Below are 22,269 nucleotides of genomic sequence, written 5' to 3' on the forward strand. Positions count from 1 at the left end.
AGTTATATGGTTTACGAAAATGAATTGTGGCACAGTTTTCTTCTGCGTTCACAGATAATGTATAACTTATCCAATTGCAGGAACATAATATCAAAGCATGGCGCACTAAGGTACGATGCCTTTCCTCGTTTCGAACTGATTGATATGTACAAATTGCATAGCTTGCAGGATATATATGACATTCTTGCCACTAGAAATGGTTATATACTAACTTCCAATATAGTGTCGTTATCTTCTGGTGTTTACGGGTATTTTAACGCTGTTGAAGATGCCTGTCGGAAAAATTTTCACATAACTAATTCATATCCATTGGTAAACATCTCAAACATTCGTTACTGTCACAAATGTATTGTTGAAGATATACACTCTAAAGGCATTGGTTATCTGCGTCATAGATGGTTGTTTGAATCTAAATGTGCAGTTCATAGTACCAGTTTATATGAGGTTTGTTTTGATAACTATTTGAATGCAGTGAAAGGACTTAGTGACTTAATTATAAGTGGAATAAATCCTCATGGTTATTGTTCCCTTGTGGTTGACGTTTCAAACCCTTTCAAAAATCCAGTGTATATATTACCATGTGCACGTAATAAAATTTTAAAATGGATTTCGGACAATAAAAATATGCTGATTTACTTTCTCTTTGATCTCTTCAAATGTAAGTCGCATTCAAGTTTATCTAAGGTTATCGAAGTCAAGATAATGCATGATAGATATATTTCTGCGGTGTTCAAGATGTTAAGTGAAGTTAATTTTTGTAATTTCAACTCATTTATTTCTGATATTTTTGAGGACGTAAGTTATGCCTCTATCGGACTTGATAATTATTCTGTTAATGTGCATTTTCTCAGGCTAAGGGCTGCAGATTGTAAATTTTGCCAGTTGAATGGTAAATATTTTTGCTCACTTTACAATGTAAAACTTCTTCGCTAATTTCACTTCATTTATAAAATACTAAGAAAGCTAGTTAGATAAGGTTTTATATTTTGACTGGGGCAGGAATAAATTATCACTCATAGAGTTTCCCTGGGGGTTACCACCTGTGTATGATGCCGGTTAGCAACAACGTCTAAAAGACCTGCGATCACGTGGGTCCCTCTCCAGCAAAGGGGCAAGGGGTGCTATATAACGGTGTACTGCTTACCCAATACGGCCTTGTATTTGAAAGATGCCGCATCTTGGCAAGATTCGTACTACAGCCTATAGTCTGTTAATGAGCATTACAGCCTATATGCTGTAAATCCCTGCGTTATGCTTGTTAACCCGTCGATACGGAAGGTCACTTATGAACACTCAATACGCTTTGAAGACTTTGAATCAGTTACGTCCTGTTTTAATCGGCTTTCGCAAAGCCAATGGACTGACGCAAAAAGATGTTTCTGAACGTTTGGGTATAACACAGCAAACTTATGCCCGACTAGAGGCCAACCCTGCAAGTGCGGGTTTTGAGCGTTTGTTTAGGGTGTTCAGCGTCCTTGGAGTGGAGATCGTACTTTCATCCAGGGAACCATTGTCAGATGCAAAGCCCGAATACGGAGCTATGCACAATTATTCTTCACTTCCAGCCAGGCGGGAGAAATGGTGACGCCTGGCGCTTCCCGGTCTAATTTTTCTTCAACAAGATTAACCCCTTAGCGGCCTGAAGTATCAGGTTGCGATAGAGCCTTTCATTTCTTCTGTTATGTTAAATACACCATTTTGAGCTATTTCGCTCGGCCTTAAATTATCTCTTCATTCTTCAGTGAAAATTTTATGTCGATCACATTATCGATGAATTTAGGAAATAATCCGTAAATGAAAATCTATCTTCTTTTAAATTCATCAGTGTCAGTAGCAAATATTACGCATAAAAGAATGGTTATTATTATCATTTAAATTATAAAGCTCATGAGTCAATTCCAAAAAATATAATAAGCATTGAAATCATTACCCGTGATTCTGGAGTTTTAACTTTGCCATGTAACCAACCACAAGTTCGTTTCCGGTGTTTTGAGGGGCAGTAAAGTTCTGAAAGCGCGACCAGATCATAATCCCGAAATGTCGTTAAGATATTCTGAATAACGGTTATCCCTGCTTGTTGGCAGGCATTTGAAAATATATTTTGTATTCAGGTTGCAGCAAAACGCTTTCTTACACACAGGACTTCATATGCGGCTCAGAAAATTAAAACTGAAAAACTTCAGAGGCTACAGAAACTCTACTGAAATCATTATTGATGAAAGCATGACGGGTATTGTCGGTCGTAATGACTTTGGGAAATCAACGCTTCTGGAAGCGCTGGCTATTTTTTTTGAAACAGAAGGAATGAAGGCTGACAAGAATGACATGAACTGTTTCAGCCTAAGAGAAGGGGACGGCCGTTTTGAAATAGCCTGTGAATTTGATGACCTGCCCGATTTTATCATGATCGACGACAGGGTGCAGACCACGCTCGCCTCAGAACATCTGCTGAATGAGGACGGCAATTTTGAAATCGTCAAAACGTTTAAAGCAACGACCTCAGGAAAACCGGAGCAGACCTGCATCCGCTGCATCCACCCGGATGAGGAGCCCCTGAGAAATTTACTGGGCATGAAAATTTCTGAGCTCAAGGCGGTGGGAAAAGAAGTTGAAAAAAATGTGGCGGATAAACGCACTGCATCGTTATGGCGTCAGGCCATCAGGGAAGCCGCAGCCCCCTATACCTGTTCGGAAATTATGCTGGATGTCGATAAAGAGTTCGGAACCGACACAAAATCATTATGGGGTAAGATCCTCGATTTGCTGCCCACGTATGCGATTTTCAAAGCCGACAGGGAAAGCAGCGACGGGGATTCCGAAGCTAAAAACCCCTTACAGCAGGCCGTAAAAGACGCTCAGGCTGCGCTGCAGGACAAAATTACAGCGCTGGAAAATGAGATTCAGGACAGCGCCCTGGATGTCGCACAGAGAACGCTGGATAAATTACGTGAAATGGCCCCCGAACTCGCCAGTGAACTGACTCCACGATTTAAGGAGAAACCCAAGTGGACCTTCAATTTCACCCTGGACGGGGAAAATGGCATCCCCATCAATAAGCGCGGCAGCGGGATAAGGAGGCTTATCCTGTTGAATTTTTTTCGGGCTGAGGCTGAAAAGAATGTCGCGGGGACGCCCAGAAATGTGATTTATGCCATAGAGGAGCCTGAAACGTCACAGCATCCGAACTATCAGATGATGCTGATGAAAGCGTTACTGGCACTGGCAGGCCAGCCGCACCGTCAGATTATCGTCACCACCCATGTCCCGGCGCTGGCCGGATTAATCCCTGTCGAAGGCGTACGTTATGTTACCCGAAATGAGGCGGGTGAACCCGTAGTAAAAATGCCGGATGACGCAGTGCTGAAGGAAGCCACTGAAAGCCTGGGGGTGCTGCCAGAGACCGGTATGGAAAGGGCGCAGGGGATTGTTCTGGTAGAGGGAAAGTCGGATGTTACTTTCCTGAGGCATGCGGCCAGTTCATTAAAACAGTCAGGTGCGCTGCCAGCCTCTCTGGAGGACGTGAAAATAGTGCCAGTCCTCATAGGAGGGTGTGGTAGCGTCAAACACTGGGTTACATTGAATCTGGCCAAAGATCTGGGGCTTCCCTGGTGCGTATTTCTGGACTCCGATATTGGGGGAGACCCTGCACAGGTTCTGTCCATCCAGAAGCGTAAAAAAGAAGTAGAGGAGGCCGGTAAGGTATTTTTCGCTACGCGCAAACGTGAGATAGAAAACTATCTGTGCCCGGATCTTATCGAGGAAATTACTGGTGTAGCCGTCACGTTTACGGACACCTGTGACGCTAAAAAAATAATCGGCCGGGCTGTGGGAATGAAACCCGATAATGTACTAGATAAATTCTGGCCTCAGATGACATCAGAAAGAATCATCTCAAGATCAACCTATCATGACGGAACGCAGGAGAGAAGCGAGCTGGTTGAGATCCTGAGCGACATTGTATCCATGACGAGATAATGTATTAAAAAAGCATCTCAGGTGCATATATTCCGGTCCTCAACAAAGGACCGGAGTACAGAGTAGTAAAAACCCGCAATTAATCGGGTTTGAATTATATAAAGATTAACCGACTCCCGCGCCCAGGAACGATGTAAAATCACGCTTGTCGTGACATTTCTACAATGTTTACTTTTGACTATCAAGCCATTTATTCATCTGCTCAATTTCACCTTTTTGAGCTTTAATGATGTCCTGCGCGAGCTTTCTCATTTTCGGATCTTTTCCGTATTTGAGCTCGGTCTCAGCCATTGCTATTGCCCCTTCATGGTGCGCTACCATGCCTTTCGCAAAAGCCTTGTCGGGATCGGGCTCATTTACGGCAGCCATCATTTTGTCATGCATGTCTTTCATGCCAGCCATATATTCCTGTGACGAAGCCGAGGTAGACATATCAGTCATTTTCATTTCTGAATGTTCTGCTGAAATCGCTGGCAGGGATAACATTAATACTGCAAATAAAGTGTTTCTGGCTTTCATAAAAAATATCCTTTTAGCGTTGATGCCCGTTAACTGTAGCAGAATCTGATAAAAATGCCCCCTGTAGGGGGCAAAGATGTTGCCATATATCCGGTTACGGAAAAATCTATCAAGGAAATAAGGACAGCACAGATACTTCCCTCGCCGTCAGCCTGCACTGAGCATGCGACGATGCGCTTCGGCCATGGCCTGATGTGGGCCAGACTGACCGTTATTCATAAATTCATGGGCAACTGCAGCTCTTTCATGCTCATTCATTGCCGCTAATGACTTCGACGGCCCGGTAGGGGAAACGGTCTGACTTCCCATCATCCTCTGATGACTTTCCACCATTTTCTGGTGCGCATCCGCCGACCCGTTCGTCATGGTTTCATGAGCAATAATGGCCTGTTCATGCTGGTCCATACCGGCCATACGAGGTGCAGTCCCCTGGATCCCGACAGGAGCCGCAGCAGACTGCATCTGGTGAGCAGGTGCCTGTGCATTGTTGACCCGCTCATGGATATTCACGGTTTCAGTGGCCCAGGCCGAAGAAATTAAGCCAAAGCCCAGCAAGGATGCTAATACGATATTTTTCATGATAACTCTCCATTTCTTAATTAGTGATGTCCGGGGGAGTACAACCGGTGTTTTCAGTTCCATAACTGAAACAGGTTCGGAAGTGTTTATTTCTCCGGGAGGGGACTGGATATTCATTTCCTGGCGTCCACTGACGCCGGATATTGATAAAGCAATCCAGCCTTCCTGATAAGTTGCACTAATTATATCGAATGGCTTCTGTTTGCTGCATGACAGGCTAATGACATCTTTGTCATTTAAATCTTTATTCCCAGCACTGGGTGTCCGGAATCATTTTCTCCAGTCTGGGCACGGATAAGATAAAACGCGTTGAGTGTACGTCCGATTCCACCTGCACTCTTCCGTGATGTGCTTCCACGATTGACTTCACAATCGCAAGGCCGATGCCGCTGCCTTCTCCTTTTCGTTGTCTGGACGGATCCACCCGATAAAAACGGTCAAACAACCTTGATAAATGCTCTTCAGGGATTGGTTTCCCTGGATTTTCAATCACAAGGTCAAAAAAGCTCTCCTGCTCTCTTATTGAGACGGTGATTGCCTGTCCCTCTGGGGTATAACGCAGGGCGTTGGATAACAGATTATTGATCGCTCTTCTGAACATTTGTGGATCTCCCTCAACCAGGCAGGGCATCCCGTTAAATTTGAGCATAATATTGCGTTCTTCGGCCCAGGCTTCGAAAAACTCGAAGACTTTCATGACTTCTGCTCTGAGGTCAAACCGAACCCTGTCAGGTATCAGCTGATTATTGTCCGCCTGTGCCAGGAACAGCATGTCGCTGACCATTTTGGTCATCCGGTTATACTCTTCAAGGCTGGAATAGAGGACATCCTCAAGTTCCTTCTGCGTTCGATCCTGACTCAGAGCGATTTCAGTCTGCGTCACCAGATTGGTGATGGGTGTTCTGATCTCGTGCGCGATATCGGCAGAGAAATTGGCCTGGCGGGTAAAAACATCCTCAATCTTTCCAATCATATGATTGAACGAGATAACCAGCTGCTCCAGCTCAATGGGAACGCGTGTCGGTTCCAGCCGCGCATCAAGATTCTCGGAGGTGATGTTTTTAATGGCATTGCTGACATTACGAAGGGGCAGGTGCCCCTGACGGACAGCAATGCGAATGATCAGAACAATCAGCAGGCTTATCACGACGGCAATCGCAATCAGATTTTTTTTCAGCGCATCGAGGTAATGGAGATGGAAATTAATGGAGAGGCCAGTCAGCATGACATAGTTCTGCTGTTTGCCCTGAAATGTCGCCTGGCCAGAGGAGGCGATAATCCGGTACGTTTCCATCTTCATTCCGGACCCGGTATCCATCGCTCTCGCAGTATCCTCCACCGTCCAGAGAAAGACATCCCGTGCGCGGCTGTGCTCGCTAAAATCGGCTGAATTCACGGCCGGGCGTAGTGCTGCCCCCTGCGCAGAGCTGTACAGCACCTCACCCCGGGGATTGAGGAGCAAAAGGGCAACGTTGCGGTAGCTGGCGATCGATTCCTTTATTTTGCTTACTTTTTTTTCATCCGGATCTGCCGGGGACTGGAGTATACGGCTCAGTGTGGTGCTGATTTGTTGCAGATCGCTGACATCCTGCTCGGCAAAATGCTTTTCAACAGAATGCAGCATAAACCAGGTGAAGGCGATAAACGCCAGTATTGTGGACAGGCTGATAAAAAAGGTCAGCCGCAGAGCGAGTGAGAAAGGTCGTCTGGACGGTTTGCTATGCATCCGGGATCTCCAGCATGTAGCCCACGCCCCGCACTGTCTGGATCAGTTTTGTCCCGTAATCGTTGTCTATTTTAGCGCGGAGTCGCTTTACTGCGACATCAATCGCGTTAGTGTCGCTGTCAAAATTCATGTCCCAGACCTGAGAGGCAATCAGGGAGCGGGGAAGAACTTCTCCCTGATGGCGAATGAAGAATTCCAGCAAGCTGAACTCTTTACTGGTGAGCACAATGCGGTTCCCGGCGCGGCTGACTTTTCTGGATACGAGATCAACCGAGAGGTCAGCCACTTTAAGCTGGCTTTCCGTGATCATCGTGTTTCCCCGCCTGAGGAGGGTTCTTACCCGGGCGAGCAGTTCAGCAAACGCAAAGGGCTTCACCAGATAATCGTCCGCACCCAGCTCAAGTCCTTTGACCCTGTGTTCAATCGTGCCAAGGGCCGTCAGCAGTAATACCGGCATCCCCTTTCCGGCACTGCGCAGCATACGGATGATATCCCAGCCGTTTACATCAGGCAGCATGATATCCAGGATGGCTAAATCATACTCGGCTGTCATGGCAAGATGATATCCGGTCAGACCATTATCAGCGTGATCCACGACGAACCCCGCCTCTGTCAGCCCCTTGCTGAGATATTCACCTGTTTTAATTTCGTCTTCAACGATTAATATTTTCATCATGCTCCCCGGCTGGCTGCTAATGTCATTTTATTGCGCCCACGATCGTTATCAACGGATTACAGCAAAAATGACAACATTGTCATTATCCTGTCACCCGGCAAACAGAGAGCGTTCGGTAAAGTATCCCTATCAATACTCTGGACTTCGTTTGAACCATTTACCAGGTCTGCCTGTACGAGAAGCGTTATGTTCAAATTAAAATTACTCAGCATCAGTACCATATTCATCCTGGCTGGTTGTGTTTCTCTGGCACCTGAATATCAGCGTCCGCCAGCTCCGGTTCCCCAGCAGTTTTCATTGTCTAAAAACAGTCTGACGCCTGCGGTAAACAGCTATCAGGATACGGGCTGGCGAAACTTTTTTGTCGATCCCCAGGTCAGCAGGCTGATCGGTGAAGCCCTGAATAATAACCGTGATTTGAGAATGGCTGCCCTGAAGGTTGAAGAGGCCCGGGCCCAGTTCAACGTCACGGATGCAGATCGTTATCCCCAACTGAATGCCTCATCCGGGATCACATACAACGGTGGTCTGAAAGGTGACAAGCCGACCACACAGGAGTACGACGCGGGTCTGGAGCTCAGCTATGAGCTCGATTTTTTTGGCAAACTTAAGAACATGAGTGAGGCTGATCGCCAGAACTACTTTGCCAGCGAAGAAGCCCGTCGTGCCGTACACATCCTGCTGGTCTCCAACGTTTCACAGAGCTATTTCAGCCAGCAACTGGCGTACGAACAACTCCGTATTGCGCGGGAAACGCTGAAAAATTATGAACAGTCTTATGCATTCGTTGAGCAACAACTGGTGACCGGGAGTACGAACGTTCTGGCGCTTGAACAAGCCAGGGGGCAAATCGAAAGTACCCGCGCCGAAATAGCCAAACGAGAAGGCGATCTGGCTCAGGCAAACAATGCCCTGCAACTGGTGCTGGGAACGTACCGCGCAGTTCCGTCAGAAAAAGGGATTAAAGGTGGGGAGATCGCACCAGTAAAATTGCCACCAAATCTGTCGTCACAAATATTGCTGCAGCGTCCGGATATTATGGAAGCGGAATACCAGTTGAAAGCGGCTGATGCCAATATTGGCGCAGCGCGAGCGGCTTTTTTCCCGTCCATTACCCTGACCAGTGGTCTCTCCTCTAGCAGTACGGAGCTGTCCAGCCTCTTTACGTCAGGAAGTGGAATGTGGAATTTTATTCCTAAAATTGAAATTCCTATATTTAATGCTGGCAGGAACAAAGCCAATCTGAAGCTGGCTGAAATTCGCCAGCAACAGTCCGTGGTTAATTACGAACAAAAAATTCAGTCAGCCTTTAAGGATGTTTCCGACACGCTTGCGCTGCGCGACAGCCTTAGCCAGCAACTTGAGTCACAGCAGCGTTATCTTGATTCACTTCAGATAACTCTACAGCGTGCCAGAGGATTGTATGCAAGTGGTGCTGTCAGTTACATCGAAGTGCTGGATGCAGAACGTTCCCTCTTCGCGACGCAGCAAACCATTCTCGATCTTACCTATTCCCGACAGGTTAACGAAATTAATCTGTTTACCGCGCTGGGTGGCGGTTGGGTAGAGTAAATTTATTCAATTAATCAGGAAATTAAAATGCGTAATTCACTTAAAGCCGTTTTATTTGGTGCCTTCTCTGTCATGTTTTCTGCCGGTCTTCATGCTGAAACACATCAGCATGGCGATATGAATGCTGCCAGTGATGCTTCGGTACAGCAGGTTATCAAGGGCACCGGTATCGTTAAAGACATTGATATGAATAGTAAAAAGATTACCATTTCGCACGAAGCAATCCCGGCGGTGGGCTGGCCTGCAATGACCATGCGCTTCACTTTTGTTAATGCAGACGACGCTATCAATGCCCTGAAAACCGGCAACCATGTCGATTTCTCGTTTATTCAGCAGGGCAATATCTCCTTACTCAAAAGCATTAACGTTACGCAATCCTGATTAACAGTCCGGAGCGAATACATCCAGTGCGCCTGAACATTCATTATGGGATTACTGTGAATGAATAATCGTGCGCATATGCCAGGTGTTTTGATTTTTCAGCGAGAAATTGTATGGCTTCTTTAAAGATAAAATATGCTGCAATAATTATCAGCAGCCTCATAGCAGGGGGGCTGATATCGGTTACTGCCTGGCAGTATTTAAACTCATCACAAAAAACAGTACCAGCAGAACAAAAGGCACCGGAGAAAAAGGTACTTTTCTGGTATGACCCTATGAAACCGGATACCAAATTTGATAAACCCGGAAAATCGCCTTTTATGGATATGGACCTTGTGCCGAAATATGCTGATGAAAGTGGCGATAAAAGCAGTGGCGGGATCCGTATCGATCCAACTCAGGTTCAGAATCTGGGATTAAAAACGCAAAAAGTCACGCGAGGAATGCTGAATTATTCTCAGACAATCCCGGCTAATGTCAGTTACAACGAATATCAGTTTGTCATTGTGCAGGCGCGTTCTGACGGTTTCGTCGAAAAAGTGTATCCCCTGACGATTGGCGATCATGTGAAGAAAGGCACTCCGCTTATCGATATCACCATTCCTGAATGGGTTGAGGCACAAAGTGAGTTTCTGCTGTTATCCGGTACAGGCGGTACGCCAACCCAGATAAAAGGGGTTCTGGAGCGACTTCGTCTGGCTGGTATGCCGGAAGAGGATATTCAAAGGCTGCGTTCAACCCGCACAATCCAGACCCGTTTTACCATTAAAGCACCTATTGATGGTGTCATTACTGCATTTGACCTGCGCACCGGCATGAATATTTCCAAAGATAAGGTGGTGGCTCAGATTCAGGGGATGGACCCGGTCTGGATCAGCGCTGCAGTGCCAGAATCTATCGCCTATCTGCTGAAAGATACGTCGCAGTTTGAAATTTCGGTACCGGCTTATCCGGATAAAACATTCCATGTCGAAAAATGGAACATTCTTCCCAGCGTGGATCAGACAACCCGCACGCTTCAGGTCCGCCTCCAGGTTACTAACAAGGATGAGTTTCTCAAGCCGGGCATGAATGCCTATCTCAAACTGAATACCCAAAGTCAGGAGATGCTGCTGATACCAAGCCAGGCCGTTATCGATACCGGCAAAGAACAGCGCGTGATTACTGTTGATGATGAAGGCAAGTTTGTGCCGAAACAGATCCACGTTCTGCATGAATCACAGCAACAGTCCGGCATTGGCTCCGGTCTTAATGAAGGCGATACCGTGGTGGTCAGTGGCCTGTTCCTCATTGACTCCGAAGCCAATATTACGGGCGCGCTGGAACGTATGCGCCACCCTGAAAAAACAGAAAACAGTATGCCAGCAATGTCTGAGCAGCCTGTAAATATGCATTCAGGGCACTGAGGAGACGACGATGATTGAATGGATTATCCGGCGCTCTGTCGCCAACCGTTTCCTGGTCATGATGGGCGCACTGTTTCTCAGCATCTGGGGCACATGGACGATAATTAACACGCCGGTCGATGCGCTGCCTGACCTGTCAGATGTGCAGGTCATTATTAAAACCAGCTATCCCGGACAGGCTCCGCAGATTGTAGAAAACCAGGTCACCTATCCGCTTACCACCACCATGCTGTCCGTACCTGGCGCAAAAACCGTGCGTGGCTTTTCACAGTTCGGTGATTCGTATGTGTATGTCATTTTTGAAGACGGGACCGATCTGTACTGGGCCCGTTCGCGCGTGCTGGAATACCTGAATCAGGTTCAGGGCAAACTGCCTGCGGGTGTGAGCTCTGAAATCGGTCCGGACGCCACGGGAGTGGGCTGGATATTTGAATATGCCCTGGTCGATCGCAGCGGAAAACACGACCTTTCAGAACTGCGTTCTTTGCAGGACTGGTTTCTGAAATTTGAACTGAAGACCATCCCGAACGTGGCTGAGGTAGCCTCGGTTGGTGGCGTGGTGAAGCAGTACCAGATTCAGGTCAATCCGGTAAAACTGTCCCAGTATGGGATCAGCCTGCCCGAAGTGAAACAGGCTCTTGAATCGTCTAACCAGGAGGCCGGTGGTTCATCCGTTGAAATGGCCGAAGCGGAGTATATGGTCCGTGCCAGCGGTTATCTTCAGAGCATTGATGATTTTAATAACATCGTCCTGAAAACAGGTGAGAACGGCGTGCCGGTTTATCTGCGGGATGTTGCCCGCGTGCAGACCGGGCCCGAAATGAGGCGTGGTATTGCCGAGCTGAACGGCCAGGGAGAAGTCGCTGGCGGCGTGGTGATCCTGCGGTCGGGTAAAAATGCGCGCGACGTTATCACGGCAGTGAGGGATAAACTGGAGACGCTGAAGGCCAGCCTGCCGGAAGGCGTTGAAATCGTGACCACCTACGATCGCAGCCAGTTGATCGACCGGGCGATTGATAACCTCAGTTCCAAACTTCTGGAAGAGTTTTTCGTGGTGGCCATCGTCTGTGCCCTGTTCCTGTGGCACGTACGTTCTGCCCTGGTGGCGATTATCTCTCTGCCGCTTGGCCTGTGTATCGCCTTTATCGTCATGCACTTCCAGGGACTAAACGCCAATATCATGTCGCTGGGAGGGATAGCTATTGCCGTCGGTGCGATGGTGGATGCCGCCATTGTGATGATTGAGAATGCGCATAAACGGCTTGAGGAGTGGGATCATCAGCATCCGGGTGAGCAGATTGACAACGCCACCCGCTGGAAGGTGATTACCGACGCCTCCGTGGAAGTGGGACCCGCACTGTTTATCAGCCTGCTGATCATCACCCTGTCCTTTATTCCTATCTTTACCCTGGAAGGTCAGGAAGGACGTCTGTTTGGCCCGCTGGCATTCACGAAAACGTACTCCATGGCGGGAGCGGCCGCGCTGGCCATCATTGTCATTCCGATCTTGATGGGATTCTGGATCCGGGGAAAAATTCCTGCCGAGACCAGTAACCCCCTGAACCGGGTGCTGATCAAAGCGTATCATCCATTGCTGCTGCGGGTCCTCCATTGGCCAAAAACAACCCTGCTGGTTGCGGCCTTGTCCATTTTCACCGTTATATGGCCATTGAGTCAGGTGGGGGGGGAGTTTCTGCCGAAGATCAATGAGGGCGACCTGCTGTATATGCCATCAACATTGCCTGGCGTCTCTCCGGCAGAAGCTGCAGCACTCCTGCAGACGACGGACAAGTTAATCAAAAGCGTTCCTGAAGTGGCCTCTGTATTTGGCAAGACCGGTAAAGCAGAGACCGCAACGGATTCCGCACCGCTTGAAATGGTGGAAACCACGATCCAGCTCAAACCTGAGGATCAGTGGCGTCCGGGTATGACGATTGACAAGATTATTGAAGAACTCGACAAGACCGTCCGTTTACCGGGTCTGGCAAACCTCTGGGTTCCGCCTATCCGTAACCGTATTGATATGCTCTCAACCGGGATCAAAAGCCCGATAGGTATCAAGGTCTCAGGGACTGTCCTGGCCGATATTGATGCGACTGCGCAGAGTATCGAGGCGGTAGCCAAAACCGTGCCGGGCGTGGTGTCTGCCCTGGCTGAGCGACTTGAAGGCGGGCGTTACATCGATATCGATATCAACCGGGAAAAAGCGTCCCGTTACGGTATGACTGTTGGTGATGTACAGCTGTTTGTCTCATCAGCCATCGGCGGCGCAACGGTAGGGGAAACGGTTGAAGGCGTGGCCCGCTACCCGATTAATATTCGCTATCCACAGGATTATCGGAACAGTCCAAATGCATTGAAACAGATGCCGATCCTGACCCCGATGAAGCAGCAGATCACGCTGGGCGATGTCGCGGATATTAAGGTCGTTTCAGGGCCGACTATGCTGAAAACGGAAAATGCCCGTCCAGCCAGCTGGATTTACATTGACGCGCGCGGCAGGGATATGGTGTCGGTGGTTAATGATATTAAAACGGCTATCAGTCAGAAAGTGAAACTTAGACCGGGTACCAGCGTGTCATTCTCCGGACAATTTGAACTGCTTGAGCACGCCAACAAGAAACTTAAATTGATGGTGCCGATGACGGTGATGATCATTTTCATCCTGTTGTATCTGGCGTTCCGCCGGGTTGATGAAGCGTTGTTGATCCTGATGAGTCTGCCGTTCGCCCTGGTTGGCGGGATATGGTTCCTGTACTGGCAGGGCTTCCATATGTCAGTCGCAACCGGAACCGGGTTTATCGCCCTGGCCGGTGTGGCAGCAGAGTTTGGCGTGGTCATGCTGATGTATCTGCGTCATGCCATTGAAGCGCATCCGGAACTGTCAAACAAAGAAACGTTCACACCGGAAGGTCTTGATGAAGCCCTTTATCATGGTGCCGTGCTGCGTGTCCGGCCGAAAGCCATGACCGTGGCGGTGATCATCGCGGGTCTGCTGCCGATACTCTGGGGTACCGGCGCAGGTTCAGAAGTCATGAGCCGTATCGCGGCCCCCATGATTGGCGGGATGATCACAGCTCCGCTGCTGTCCCTGTTCATTATTCCTGCCGCCTATAAACTCATCTGGCTGCGCAGACATAAAAAGAGCGTGTCATAACCCTGAAAGGGCACCCCTGCGGGTGTCCTTTTGCATAAATTCACCCTGACGTCAGGGTTTATATCGATAACATACAGAGGTGAGTATGAAAAAAATAATTTTAATGACCCTGGCTTTTGGCCTTTCACTTCCTGCAATGGCAGGTGAAAAAGTAATAGACATGTACAAGTCTGAAAACTGTGGTTGCTGTTCCCTGTGGGGCAAGGCGATGGAAAAGGACGGGTTTGAGGTGCGGACCCACGTCATGAATGATCAGGCCCTGTCAGCCCTGAAAGAAAAATATGCTGTTCCTGCTGAGCTGAGAAGCTGTCATACCGCAGTTACTGGTAATTTGATCATTGAAGGCCATGTGCCTGCAGCCACGATACATAAGGCAATGCTGTCTGGTTCAGGGATTTATGGTCTTGCCACCCCGGGCATGCCTGCGGGGAGCCCGGGAATGGAGATGGGGGCCCGTAAAGAGGCTTACGATGTTATTTCATTCTCTCCGGAGGGCAGTAAAAAAGTCTTCCAGCGAATCGAATAGTCAGCGGAACGGCTGATAACGGGACGCCGGCAGCAGGCACTCCTGTGCCGGCGACATTCGTGGTAATCGCATCCATGACATACCCTGAAGACAGAAAATGCTTCAGGCATGCATAAGGAGAGTTACTGTGAAAAATGACAATGTAGTGCAACACAACAACCAGACTGCTTCTGAACAGACATTATCCCCGGACGAGAGCCACGTATTGCATAAGGTGAGAGATCCCGTGTGCGGGATGGCATTCCTGCCCGACAAGGCGCACAGCAGCATTCGATACCAGGACCATCAGCTTTATTTCTGCTCTGCCAGCTGTGAGAGTAAATTTACAGCCCATCCCGACCGTTATCTTACCGAAGATGCCAGTGAACATTCCCACCACCACCACGATCACCACGAAGTCAGCCCAGACCAGATAAAACAGCCTCACCATCAGGCGGAGAAAGATATTTCTGAAGGTGTGTGGACATGTCCGATGCACCCGGAGATACGCCGCAGTGGTCCCGGAAGCTGTCCTGTCTGTGGAATGGCACTGGAACCGCTCGTAGCCACGGCATCGACGGGGCCGAGTGATGAACTTCGCGACATGACAAGACGCTTCTGGCTGGGGTTGTTGCTGGCGTTTCCGGTTCTGATACTCGAAATGGGATCTCATCTGTTTCCCGCCTTGAGGAATACAGTACCGCCACAATACAACACATGGCTGCAGCTGCTTCTGGCCTCTCCAGTCGTGTTGTACTGTGGCTGGCCATTCTTCGCCCGGGCCGGAATGTCGTTGCGTAACCGCTCCCTGAATATGTTTACCCTTGTTGCAATGGGGACCGGCGCAGCCTGGGTTTACAGCGTCATTGCAACCGTCTTCCCTTCCTGGTTTCCTGCATCGTTCAGAAACATGGATGGCCTGGTGGCCGTTTATTTTGAAGCCGCAGCAGTAATTACGGTGCTTGTTCTGCTGGGACAGGTTCTTGAACTGCGGGCACGGGAACAAACCTCAGGTGCCATTACTGCGCTTCTGAACCTTGCCCCCAAAACAGCCAGGCGGCTGGATCATGACGGTCATGAAACGGATATTAATGCAGAAGATGTCCTGCCTGGCGATAAGCTCCGCATCAGACCTGGAGAGAGTATTCCGGTCGACGGTATCGTGGTCGAAGGCAAAACAACTGTTGATGAATCGATGGTGACCGGGGAGTCTATGCCGGTTACCAAAAAAGAGGGTGAACCTGTCATTGGGGGGACGATTAATCAGACAGGTAGTCTTATCATCCGAGCAGAGAAAGTCGGTGATGAAACGATGCTCTCACGAATTGTTCAGATGGTCGCTGATGCACAGCGTTCGCGTGCCCCCATCCAGAGAATGGCAGACAGCGTTTCAGGCTGGTTTGTTCCTCTGGTGATACTTATCGCGGTTGTTGCTTTCGTGATCTGGTCTGTCTGGGGGCCCGAGCCCAGGATGGCGCACGGTCTGATTGCGGCTGTGTCGGTCCTGATTATTGCCTGCCCCTGCGCACTGGGGCTGGCCACACCGATGTCGATAATGGTGGGGGTAGGCAAAGGAGCCCAGGCCGGGGTGTTAATCAGGAATGCCGAAGCCCTTGAACGTCTTGAAAAAGTGGACACGCTGGTTGTCGACAAAACAGGCACGCTCACGGAAGGTTCGCCTACGGTGACAGGGATTATCAGTCTCAATCCGGGTGGGGAAGCATCTCTTTTACGTGTAGCGGCCGCAGTGGAAAAAGGCTCGCAGCATCCGCTGGGTATGGCTGTAGTCCGGGCAGCCCAGCACAGGGGGATCATGATACCCGCAGTCAGTGATTTCAATGCTCCGTCGGGGAAAGGTGTTTCAGGCGATGTTGAAGGTCAACGGGTTGTTATTGGTAATGAACTGGCTATGCAGGAAAACAGTATCGTTATTGATAATCAAAAGGCCGTTGCGGATACGTTGCGGATGGAAGGCGCTACCGTTATCTATGTGGCCACAGATGGGTACCTTGCAGGCCTGATAGCTATCTCGGATCCCGTGAAAGCAACCACGCCGGATGCGCTTAAAGCTTTGCGTCAGGCGGGGATCCGCATTGTTATGCTCACCGGGGATAACCAGCTTACTGCTGAAGCAGTCGCACGGAAACTGGGAATAGATGAGGTTGAAGCCGGGGTTCTGCCTGACGGCAAAAAAGCAGTGATAACCCGACTGAAAGCGTCTGGTCATGTGGTTGCGATGGCGGGGGACGGTGTAAATGATGCCCCGGCGCTGGCAGCGGCTGACGTGGGCATAGCTATGGGAACGGGTACAGATGTGGCAATTGAAAGTGCCGGAGTCACCCTTCTCAAAGGCGACTTGATGATACTGAACAGGGCCCGTCATCTGTCAGAGATCACCATGAAAAATATCCGACAGAATCTGTTTTTTGCATTTATCTACAACGCACTTGGCGTGCCTGTGGCTGCAGGTCTGCTTTATCCTGTGTATGGAATACTGCTGTCGCCAGTTATTGCGGCGGCGGCCATGGCTCTTTCCTCCGTCAGCGTCATTGTGAATGCGTTGCGTCTGAAAAGTGTCAGGCTCGGGAAATAACACTGAGTGAAGGGTCAGTTACGAACAGAAGGAGTCCAGTATGAAAAGTACCACCTATGCGCTTATTGCTGTCGCCGCGATCGCGGCATTTGCCCTCCTGCGCGAACACTGGTCACATGTGGCAGGTTACTGGCCATATCTGTTATTGCTGGTCTGCCCGCTAATGCATCTTTTCCACGGCCACGGAGGGCATGGAGATCATCAACATCACGGAAGTGAAAACGATAAAAAAAATTAATCCGGCAGACGGGGCCGCGTCGCGGTCCCGTTATCAGTCCAGGTATCGTTCGTAGTCTCTGACATGCGCAAAGGCATGCTGTTCGAGTTTGTTATCAGCGGGTGCCGCTGCCCGGAACGCCAGAGAGTTAACAGGGTTGTTATTGATGACCAGCTCGTAATGCAGATGAGGACCGGATGAACGTCCGCTGTTACCGGATAACGCAATAGCACCTCCCCGTGTAACCCTGGCCCCTTTAGGGAAGGTGCGAATAAGCAGGTCATGTCTTCCCAAGCTGACTCGTTGATTAAAATTTCGCGGATCTGGGCCGATTTTTTTCCCGCAAACACATCGAATCAGCCTATTTAGGCTATTTTTTCCACCATTTCTGGCGTTATTTCCGGTTTTTACTGAGATCTCTCCCACTGACGTATCATTTGGTCCACCCGAAACAGGTTGGCCAGGGTGAATAACATCGCCAGTTGGTTATCGTTTTTCAGCAGCCCCTTGTATCTGGCTTTCACGAAGCCGAACTGCCGCTTGATGATGCGAAACGGGTGCTCCACCCTGGCACGGATGCTGGCTTTCATGTATTCGATGTTGATGGCCGTTTTGTTCTTGCGCGGATGCTGCTTCAAGGTTTTTACCTTGCCGGGACGCTCGGCGATCAGCCAGTCCACATCCACCTCGGCCAGCTCCTCGCGCTGTGGCGCTCCTTGGTAGCCGGCATCGGCTGAGACAAATTGCTCCTCTCCATGAAGCAGATTACCCAGCTGATTGAGGTCATGCTCGTTGGCCGCGGTGGTGACCAGGCTGTGGGTCAGGCCACTCTTGGCATCGACACCAATGTGGGCCTTCATGCCAAAGTGCCACTGATTGCCTTTCTTGGTCTGATGCATCTCCGGATCGCGTTGCTGCTCTTTGTTCTTGGTAGAGCTGGGTGCCTCAATGATGGTGGCATCCACCAAAGTGCCTTGGGTCATCATGACGCCTGCTTCGGCCAGCCAGCGATTGATGGTCTTGAACAATTGACGGGCCAGTTGATGCTGCTCGAGCAGGTGGCGGAAATTCATGATGGTGGTGCGATCCGGCAGGGCGCTATCCAGGGATAATCGGGCAAACAGGCGCATGGAGGCGATTTCGTACAGGGCATCTTCCATGGCACCGTCGCTCAGGTTGTACCAATGCTGCATGCAGTGAATACGCAGCATGGTCTCCAGCGGATAGGGCCGTCGGCCATTGCCCGCCTTGGGATAAAACGGCTCGATGACAGCGGTCATATTCTGCCATGGCAGAATCTGCTCCATGCGGGAGAGGAAAATCTCTTTTCGGGTCTGACGGCGCTTAGTGCTGAATTCACTATCGGCGAAGGTGAGTTGATGGCTCATGATGTCCCTCTGGGATGCGCTCCGGATGAATATGATGATCTCATATCAGGAACTTGTTCGCACCTTCCCTGGCTGACCACACGTATTGGTCTGAAACCGCTACGGGAAATGACCAGTCTGGCTTCCTCCATGACCGTACACAGCCTGGATCAGCGTCTAAATCCCGATCTGGCTCCGCCGGAAATCTCTGAGACCATGCAGGAGTTCAATAATATGTTTGATCGCCTGGAGGGGGCATTCCGGAAACTGTCAGATTTCTCGTCTGACATCGCGCATGAGCTGCGCACACCAGTCAGTAATCTGATGATGCAGACGCAGTTTGCACTGGCTAAGGAAAGGGATGTTTCGCATTACCGCGAAATTTTATTCGCTAACCTGGAAGAACTGAAAAGGTTGTCACGAATGACCAGTGACATGCTTTTTCTGGCACGTTCAGAGCATGGTCTGCTGCGGCTGGATAAACATGATGTGGATCTGGCAGCCGAACTGAATGAATTACGTGAGTTGTTCGAGCCCCTGGCAGACGAAACAGGAAAGACAATCACGGTTGAAGGAGAGGGCGTTGTTGCCGGAGACAGCGATATGCTCCGACGTGCTTTCAGTAACCTGCTTTCCAATGCAATCAAGTATTCTCCCGATAACACCTGTACAGCGATACACCTTGAGCGTGACAGTGACTGTGTGAACGTGATGATTACGAATACGATGTCCGGCCAGGTTCCCGCTAATCTGGAACGTTTGTTTGACCGGTTCTATCGCGCAGACTCATCAAGGTTCTACAACACGGAAGGCGCGGGGCTGGGATTATCAATTACAAGGTCGATCATTCATGCTCACGGCGGCGAGCTGTCAGCAGAACAGCAGGGGCGTGAAATTGTGTTCAAAGTGCGCCTGTTAATGGATTAATCCCGTTGTTCAGGAGAAACCTGGAAGGTGACAAAATTGTCATCATTCAGTCACGCGATAAACAGAGGCGGTTTTTTATAATTATTCATAAATCAGGAGCAGCGTGATAACACAATCACCTGGTTCCTGGAGTGATGATTAACCCGCCCTGAGATCAACTGCTTTCTCTGTTATAAGCCATTGATTGTTTGGGTATGTAAACACCGGAGACCCAACCATGAAAAAGATTCTCGTATCATTTGTTGCCATTATGGCTGCCGCTTCATCTGCCATGGCTGCAGAGACAATGAACATGCATGACCAGGTAAATAATGCACAGGCACCTGCCCACCAGATGCAGTCATCTGCTGAAAAAAGTGCAATTCAGGGAGACAGCATGACAATGATGGATATGAGCAGTCACGATCAGGCCGCAATGTCCCATGACATGATGCAAAACAGCAATTCTGCTGCCCACCAGGACATGGCTGAAATGCATAAAAAAATGATGAAAGCTAAACCCGGAGCTACCAACGAAACAGCAAAGTCATTTTCTGAAATGAGCGAGCATGAGAAGGCCGCAGCTGTACATGAGAAGGCGAATAATGGTCAGTCTTCCGTTGTTCACCAGCAGCAGGCTGATAAGCATCGCAGTCAGATCACCCAGAATTAACCCGCAGCTCCACTTGTTAGACCCTCATTTGACGCCGAAGTCACTGGCTTACGCTCCCGTCCGGGAGCGTTTTTTTTTCCCATATATCAAACTTTAACTCTGAAGAGGTGGAAGTATCTGACCAACACTGTCACGTAACGCCAGATAACTACAAAAACACCTTTTTCCTCCTGTAAATTGCAGTTCCTGCAAGAACATCAAGGCATAATGTTGGAACAGCGTGTGATACACACTTAGCATCATGTTTTGTATGTGTTTTTTTTAAAACTTTACAACTTTAAAGTCTTTTTCAGGTTAAAGGATACAACTTTAATGTCTCTACACAGCAGAAGACAAGTGACATAAGAGCACTGCCACTCGTCACAGTTGGCTTTACGGGCTGACGGTGGTTACGTCTGTTACAGCAAGAATATTGCTCGCGGCCACTGTCCCCATCTTGATATATGACGCTGCGGTAACGCCGCCAATATGCGGTGAAATAACCACGTTTTCTACGGACTGCCAGAGGTGCGGCGCCGTCAGCGGCTCGTGGGTAAAGCTGTCCAGCGCTGCGCTGTGCAGCGTGCCATCCCTGAGCGCCGCCAGTAACGATTCATCGTCGATCAGTCCGCCGCGTGCCGTATTTACCAGAATTGCGTTCCGCTTGCAGTGTGCGAGCGTCTGGCTATTGATCATCCCCCGATTCTCATCGGTCAGCGGACAGTGCAAAGAGATGACATCGGAACGGGAAAGAAGTCCATTCAGCGTTTCTGCGCGTTCACACAGGGCAGGCATGGACTTAGCATAGGGATCGTAAGCCAGCACCTTCATGCCGAATGCGTGGCCAATATGTGCCACACGCGAGCCGATAGCACCCAATCCGATGAGCCCTAACGTTAAGCCCTCCAGTTCAATGGATTTATGCGTCGCCTTATCCCAGTGCCCGTCTCGCAGGCGCTTGTCCAGAGGTACCACCGACTTTGCGCAGGCGAGGATCTGCGCCCAGGTATGTTCAGCCACTGCCGCCGCGTTTGCACCTGGCGCAGCGCGGACGGCGATGTTGCGCTCGGCCGCTGCCGTCTGGTCTATCACATCGATCCCGCTTCCGTGCTTGGAAATAACCTGCAGAGCGGGGGCGGCATCCATGACTTTCGCGGTAATCTTGCCATAACGTACCAGAATCGCCACAGGATTGTGTCGTTCACACAGCGCGATCAGTTCATCTTCTGTGGGCTGGCGGCCCGCAAACACCACCTCAAAGCCCTGCAACATTACCATGGCCTGCTCCGCCAGGTCGCTTCCGGTAACCAGAACTACGTCTTTGCCCCCCATCACAGCGTCTCCCCGTCATCTAACATACCTGCCTTACGAAGCGCGTCATCAAGCCAGTGTGGACGTAAATCGCCTTCACGGATGGCGGCAAGGCGTCGGCTCTCCATCTCCAGCTTTCCTTTTGCCAGCGCGATAACTTCCTGAACCTCATCGCGCGGGATGACTACCACGCCGTCGATATCCGCGACAACCAGATCCCCGGCCTGAACCGTCGCCCCGGCGACTGAAATGGGATGATTAACCCGACCAGAAATTAGCTTTGTCGGGCCGCAGGGGTTCAGACCGGCAGAAAAGACAGGGTAGTGACCTTTGCTCAAGGTATCGGCGTCTCGTACAGCGCCGTCAATAATAATGCCCGCAATGCCGCTCGCCTGAGCCTGAGTGGCCATGATTTCCCCAAGCAGTGCGCAGCTCAGGTCGCCTTTGCCATCGACGATCAGGACATCGCCGGGCTGCGCCACCGCCATCGCGGCATGAATCGCCAGATTATCACCCGGACGGACTTCAACGGTGATGGCCGGACCCGCAACGGACATGTGTGGGGCCAGCGGTTTGATGCGGCCATGAAGCGTACCGCGGCGACCGGCCACGTCGGCCAGAATAGCGGCCTGATACTCGGCAGCCCGACGAACGTCCTCGGCAGAAACGCGATCAAACTGGCGATTAATCGGTTTTTTTTCAGTAACGGACATGAATGCCTCCATAT

Annotated in this window: 18 protein-coding genes and 2 pseudogenes; 12 read left to right on the forward strand and 8 right to left on the reverse strand. The window is 49.9% G+C overall.

Annotated elements, in window-relative coordinates:
• Nucleotides 1-6 precede the first annotated feature (6 nt).
• From HV157_RS15625 to HV157_RS15635, 3 genes are all read left to right on the forward strand, one after another.
• Nucleotides 7-933 carry a hypothetical protein gene (locus tag HV157_RS15625; protein WP_032231523.1) on the forward strand — a complete coding sequence of 309 codons (927 nt, stop codon included), beginning with the start codon at nt 7-9 and terminating at the stop codon, nt 931-933.
• Nucleotides 934-1,285: 352 nt separating this feature from the next.
• Nucleotides 1,286-1,585, forward strand: coding sequence for a helix-turn-helix transcriptional regulator (locus HV157_RS15630; RefSeq protein WP_001097216.1), 300 nt, complete (start codon nt 1,286-1,288; stop codon nt 1,583-1,585).
• A 563-nt stretch (nt 1,586-2,148) separates the two neighbouring features.
• On the forward strand, nt 2,149-3,975 hold the full coding sequence (locus HV157_RS15635; RefSeq protein ID WP_001549800.1) for an AAA family ATPase: 1,827 nt from the start codon (nt 2,149-2,151) through the stop codon (nt 3,973-3,975).
• A 168-nt stretch (nt 3,976-4,143) separates the two neighbouring features.
• Here the strand turns inward: HV157_RS15635 and HV157_RS15640 are convergent, their stop codons facing one another.
• The 4 genes from HV157_RS15640 to silR form a co-directional block, all read right to left on the reverse strand.
• Complete coding sequence (locus tag HV157_RS15640) at nt 4,144-4,494, reverse strand: DUF305 domain-containing protein (RefSeq protein ID WP_001549799.1); 351 nt, start codon at nt 4,492-4,494, stop codon at nt 4,144-4,146.
• Between the two features lie 147 nt (nt 4,495-4,641).
• A complete protein-coding gene (gene silE, locus HV157_RS15645) occupies nt 4,642-5,073 on the reverse strand; it encodes a silver-binding protein SilE (protein ID WP_000790485.1) in 432 nt (143 codons plus the stop codon).
• Between the two features lie 244 nt (nt 5,074-5,317).
• The gene (silS, locus tag HV157_RS15650; protein ID WP_000555733.1) at nt 5,318-6,799 is read right to left on the reverse strand and encodes a copper/silver sensor histidine kinase SilS; all 1,482 of its coding nucleotides are present in this window, start codon (nt 6,797-6,799) and stop codon (nt 5,318-5,320) included.
• Nucleotides 6,792-7,472: a copper/silver response regulator transcription factor SilR gene (silR, locus tag HV157_RS15655; protein ID WP_000697966.1), complete on the reverse strand. Its 681-nt coding sequence runs from the start codon at nt 7,470-7,472 to the stop codon at nt 6,792-6,794. The genes silS and silR overlap by 8 nt, the downstream gene beginning before the upstream one ends.
• 189 nt (nt 7,473-7,661) lie before the next feature.
• Between silR and silC the strand changes: the two genes are divergently transcribed.
• From silC to HV157_RS15690, 7 genes are all read left to right on the forward strand, one after another.
• Complete coding sequence (gene silC / locus HV157_RS15660) at nt 7,662-9,047, forward strand: Cu(+)/Ag(+) efflux RND transporter outer membrane channel SilC (RefSeq protein WP_001507116.1); 1,386 nt, start codon at nt 7,662-7,664, stop codon at nt 9,045-9,047.
• A 27-nt stretch (nt 9,048-9,074) separates the two neighbouring features.
• Entirely contained in the window at nt 9,075-9,428 is a 354-nt protein-coding gene (locus HV157_RS15665) for a Cu(+)/Ag(+) efflux RND transporter periplasmic metallochaperone SilF (protein ID WP_001246152.1), read from the forward strand.
• Nucleotides 9,429-9,541: 113 nt separating this feature from the next.
• Nucleotides 9,542-10,834 (forward strand): Cu(+)/Ag(+) efflux RND transporter periplasmic adaptor subunit SilB, encoded by a 1,293-nt coding sequence (gene silB / locus HV157_RS15670; protein WP_001446341.1) that lies wholly within the window; start codon nt 9,542-9,544, stop codon nt 10,832-10,834.
• A gap of 10 nt (nt 10,835-10,844) precedes the next feature.
• Nucleotides 10,845-13,991 (forward strand): Cu(+)/Ag(+) efflux RND transporter permease subunit SilA, encoded by a 3,147-nt coding sequence (gene silA / locus HV157_RS15675; RefSeq protein ID WP_032231520.1) that lies wholly within the window; start codon nt 10,845-10,847, stop codon nt 13,989-13,991.
• 85 nt (nt 13,992-14,076) lie between these two features.
• Nucleotides 14,077-14,517 carry a DUF411 domain-containing protein gene (locus HV157_RS15680; protein WP_001549797.1) on the forward strand — a complete coding sequence of 147 codons (441 nt, stop codon included), beginning with the start codon at nt 14,077-14,079 and terminating at the stop codon, nt 14,515-14,517.
• Nucleotides 14,518-14,614: 97 nt separating this feature from the next.
• Nucleotides 14,615-17,089, forward strand: coding sequence for an Ag(+)-translocating P-type ATPase SilP (silP, locus tag HV157_RS15685; protein ID WP_182268701.1), 2,475 nt, complete (start codon nt 14,615-14,617; stop codon nt 17,087-17,089).
• Nucleotides 17,090-17,129: 40 nt separating this feature from the next.
• Nucleotides 17,130-17,327, forward strand: a complete 198-nt coding sequence (locus HV157_RS15690; RefSeq protein ID WP_000843494.1) for a DUF2933 domain-containing protein — start codon at nt 17,130-17,132, stop codon at nt 17,325-17,327.
• A gap of 33 nt (nt 17,328-17,360) precedes the next feature.
• On the opposite strand, the pseudogene HV157_RS15695 reads toward HV157_RS15690, so the two are convergent.
• Together HV157_RS15695 and HV157_RS15700 are read right to left on the reverse strand one after the other, a co-directional pair.
• Nucleotides 17,361-17,564, reverse strand: a pseudogene (locus HV157_RS15695) (peptidoglycan DD-metalloendopeptidase family protein); the annotation flags it as partial.
• A gap of 149 nt (nt 17,565-17,713) precedes the next feature.
• Nucleotides 17,714-18,694 carry an IS5-like element ISKpn26 family transposase gene (locus tag HV157_RS15700; RefSeq protein ID WP_000019445.1) on the reverse strand — a complete coding sequence of 327 codons (981 nt, stop codon included), beginning with the start codon at nt 18,692-18,694 and terminating at the stop codon, nt 17,714-17,716.
• Between the two features lie 69 nt (nt 18,695-18,763).
• Here HV157_RS15700 and pcoS point away from each other — a divergent pair.
• Nucleotides 18,764-19,600, forward strand: a pseudogene (gene pcoS / locus HV157_RS15705) (copper resistance membrane spanning protein PcoS); the annotation flags it as partial.
• A 217-nt stretch (nt 19,601-19,817) separates the two neighbouring features.
• Nucleotides 19,818-20,252: a copper resistance system metallochaperone PcoE gene (gene pcoE, locus HV157_RS15710; RefSeq protein ID WP_000723069.1), complete on the forward strand. Its 435-nt coding sequence runs from the start codon at nt 19,818-19,820 to the stop codon at nt 20,250-20,252.
• Between the two features lie 372 nt (nt 20,253-20,624).
• On the opposite strand, the gene HV157_RS15715 is transcribed toward pcoE, so the two are convergent.
• Nucleotides 20,625-21,563 carry an NAD(P)-dependent oxidoreductase gene (locus tag HV157_RS15715; RefSeq protein ID WP_020884505.1) on the reverse strand — a complete coding sequence of 313 codons (939 nt, stop codon included), beginning with the start codon at nt 21,561-21,563 and terminating at the stop codon, nt 20,625-20,627.
• Nucleotides 21,563-22,255, reverse strand: a complete 693-nt coding sequence (locus tag HV157_RS15720) for an RraA family protein (RefSeq protein WP_182268702.1) — start codon at nt 22,253-22,255, stop codon at nt 21,563-21,565. The genes HV157_RS15715 and HV157_RS15720 overlap by 1 nt, the downstream gene beginning before the upstream one ends.
• Nucleotides 22,256-22,269 lie beyond the last annotated feature (14 nt).

The sequence above is a fragment of the Enterobacter sp. RHBSTW-00318 genome (genome assembly GCF_014101375.1).
GTDB classification, from domain to species: Bacteria; Pseudomonadota; Gammaproteobacteria; order Enterobacterales; family Enterobacteriaceae; genus Enterobacter; species Enterobacter ludwigii.

Bases quoted from the DNA above. Each gene is read 5' to 3' on its own strand.
- HV157_RS15625 (WP_032231523.1), top strand. From the start codon at position 7: ATGGTTTACGAAAATGAATTGTGGCACAGTTTTCTTCTGCGTTCACAG.
- HV157_RS15630 (WP_001097216.1), top strand. From the start codon at position 1,286: ATGAACACTCAATACGCTTTGAAGACTTTGAATCAGTTACGTCCTGTT.
- HV157_RS15635 (WP_001549800.1), top strand. From the start codon at position 2,149: ATGCGGCTCAGAAAATTAAAACTGAAAAACTTCAGAGGCTACAGAAAC.
- HV157_RS15640 (WP_001549799.1), bottom strand. From the start codon at position 4,494: ATGAAAGCCAGAAACACTTTATTTGCAGTATTAATGTTATCCCTGCCA.
- silE (WP_000790485.1), bottom strand. From the start codon at position 5,073: ATGAAAAATATCGTATTAGCATCCTTGCTGGGCTTTGGCTTAATTTCT.
- silS (WP_000555733.1), bottom strand. From the start codon at position 6,799: ATGCATAGCAAACCGTCCAGACGACCTTTCTCACTCGCTCTGCGGCTG.
- silR (WP_000697966.1), bottom strand. From the start codon at position 7,472: ATGAAAATATTAATCGTTGAAGACGAAATTAAAACAGGTGAATATCTC.
- silC (WP_001507116.1), top strand. From the start codon at position 7,662: ATGTTCAAATTAAAATTACTCAGCATCAGTACCATATTCATCCTGGCT.
- HV157_RS15665 (WP_001246152.1), top strand. From the start codon at position 9,075: ATGCGTAATTCACTTAAAGCCGTTTTATTTGGTGCCTTCTCTGTCATG.
- silB (WP_001446341.1), top strand. From the start codon at position 9,542: ATGGCTTCTTTAAAGATAAAATATGCTGCAATAATTATCAGCAGCCTC.
- silA (WP_032231520.1), top strand. From the start codon at position 10,845: ATGATTGAATGGATTATCCGGCGCTCTGTCGCCAACCGTTTCCTGGTC.
- HV157_RS15680 (WP_001549797.1), top strand. From the start codon at position 14,077: ATGAAAAAAATAATTTTAATGACCCTGGCTTTTGGCCTTTCACTTCCT.
- silP (WP_182268701.1), top strand. From the start codon at position 14,615: ATGCTTCAGGCATGCATAAGGAGAGTTACTGTGAAAAATGACAATGTA.
- HV157_RS15690 (WP_000843494.1), top strand. From the start codon at position 17,130: ATGAAAAGTACCACCTATGCGCTTATTGCTGTCGCCGCGATCGCGGCA.
- HV157_RS15700 (WP_000019445.1), bottom strand. From the start codon at position 18,694: ATGAGCCATCAACTCACCTTCGCCGATAGTGAATTCAGCACTAAGCGC.
- pcoE (WP_000723069.1), top strand. From the start codon at position 19,818: ATGAAAAAGATTCTCGTATCATTTGTTGCCATTATGGCTGCCGCTTCA.
- HV157_RS15715 (WP_020884505.1), bottom strand. From the start codon at position 21,563: ATGGGGGGCAAAGACGTAGTTCTGGTTACCGGAAGCGACCTGGCGGAG.
- HV157_RS15720 (WP_182268702.1), bottom strand. From the start codon at position 22,255: ATGTCCGTTACTGAAAAAAAACCGATTAATCGCCAGTTTGATCGCGTT.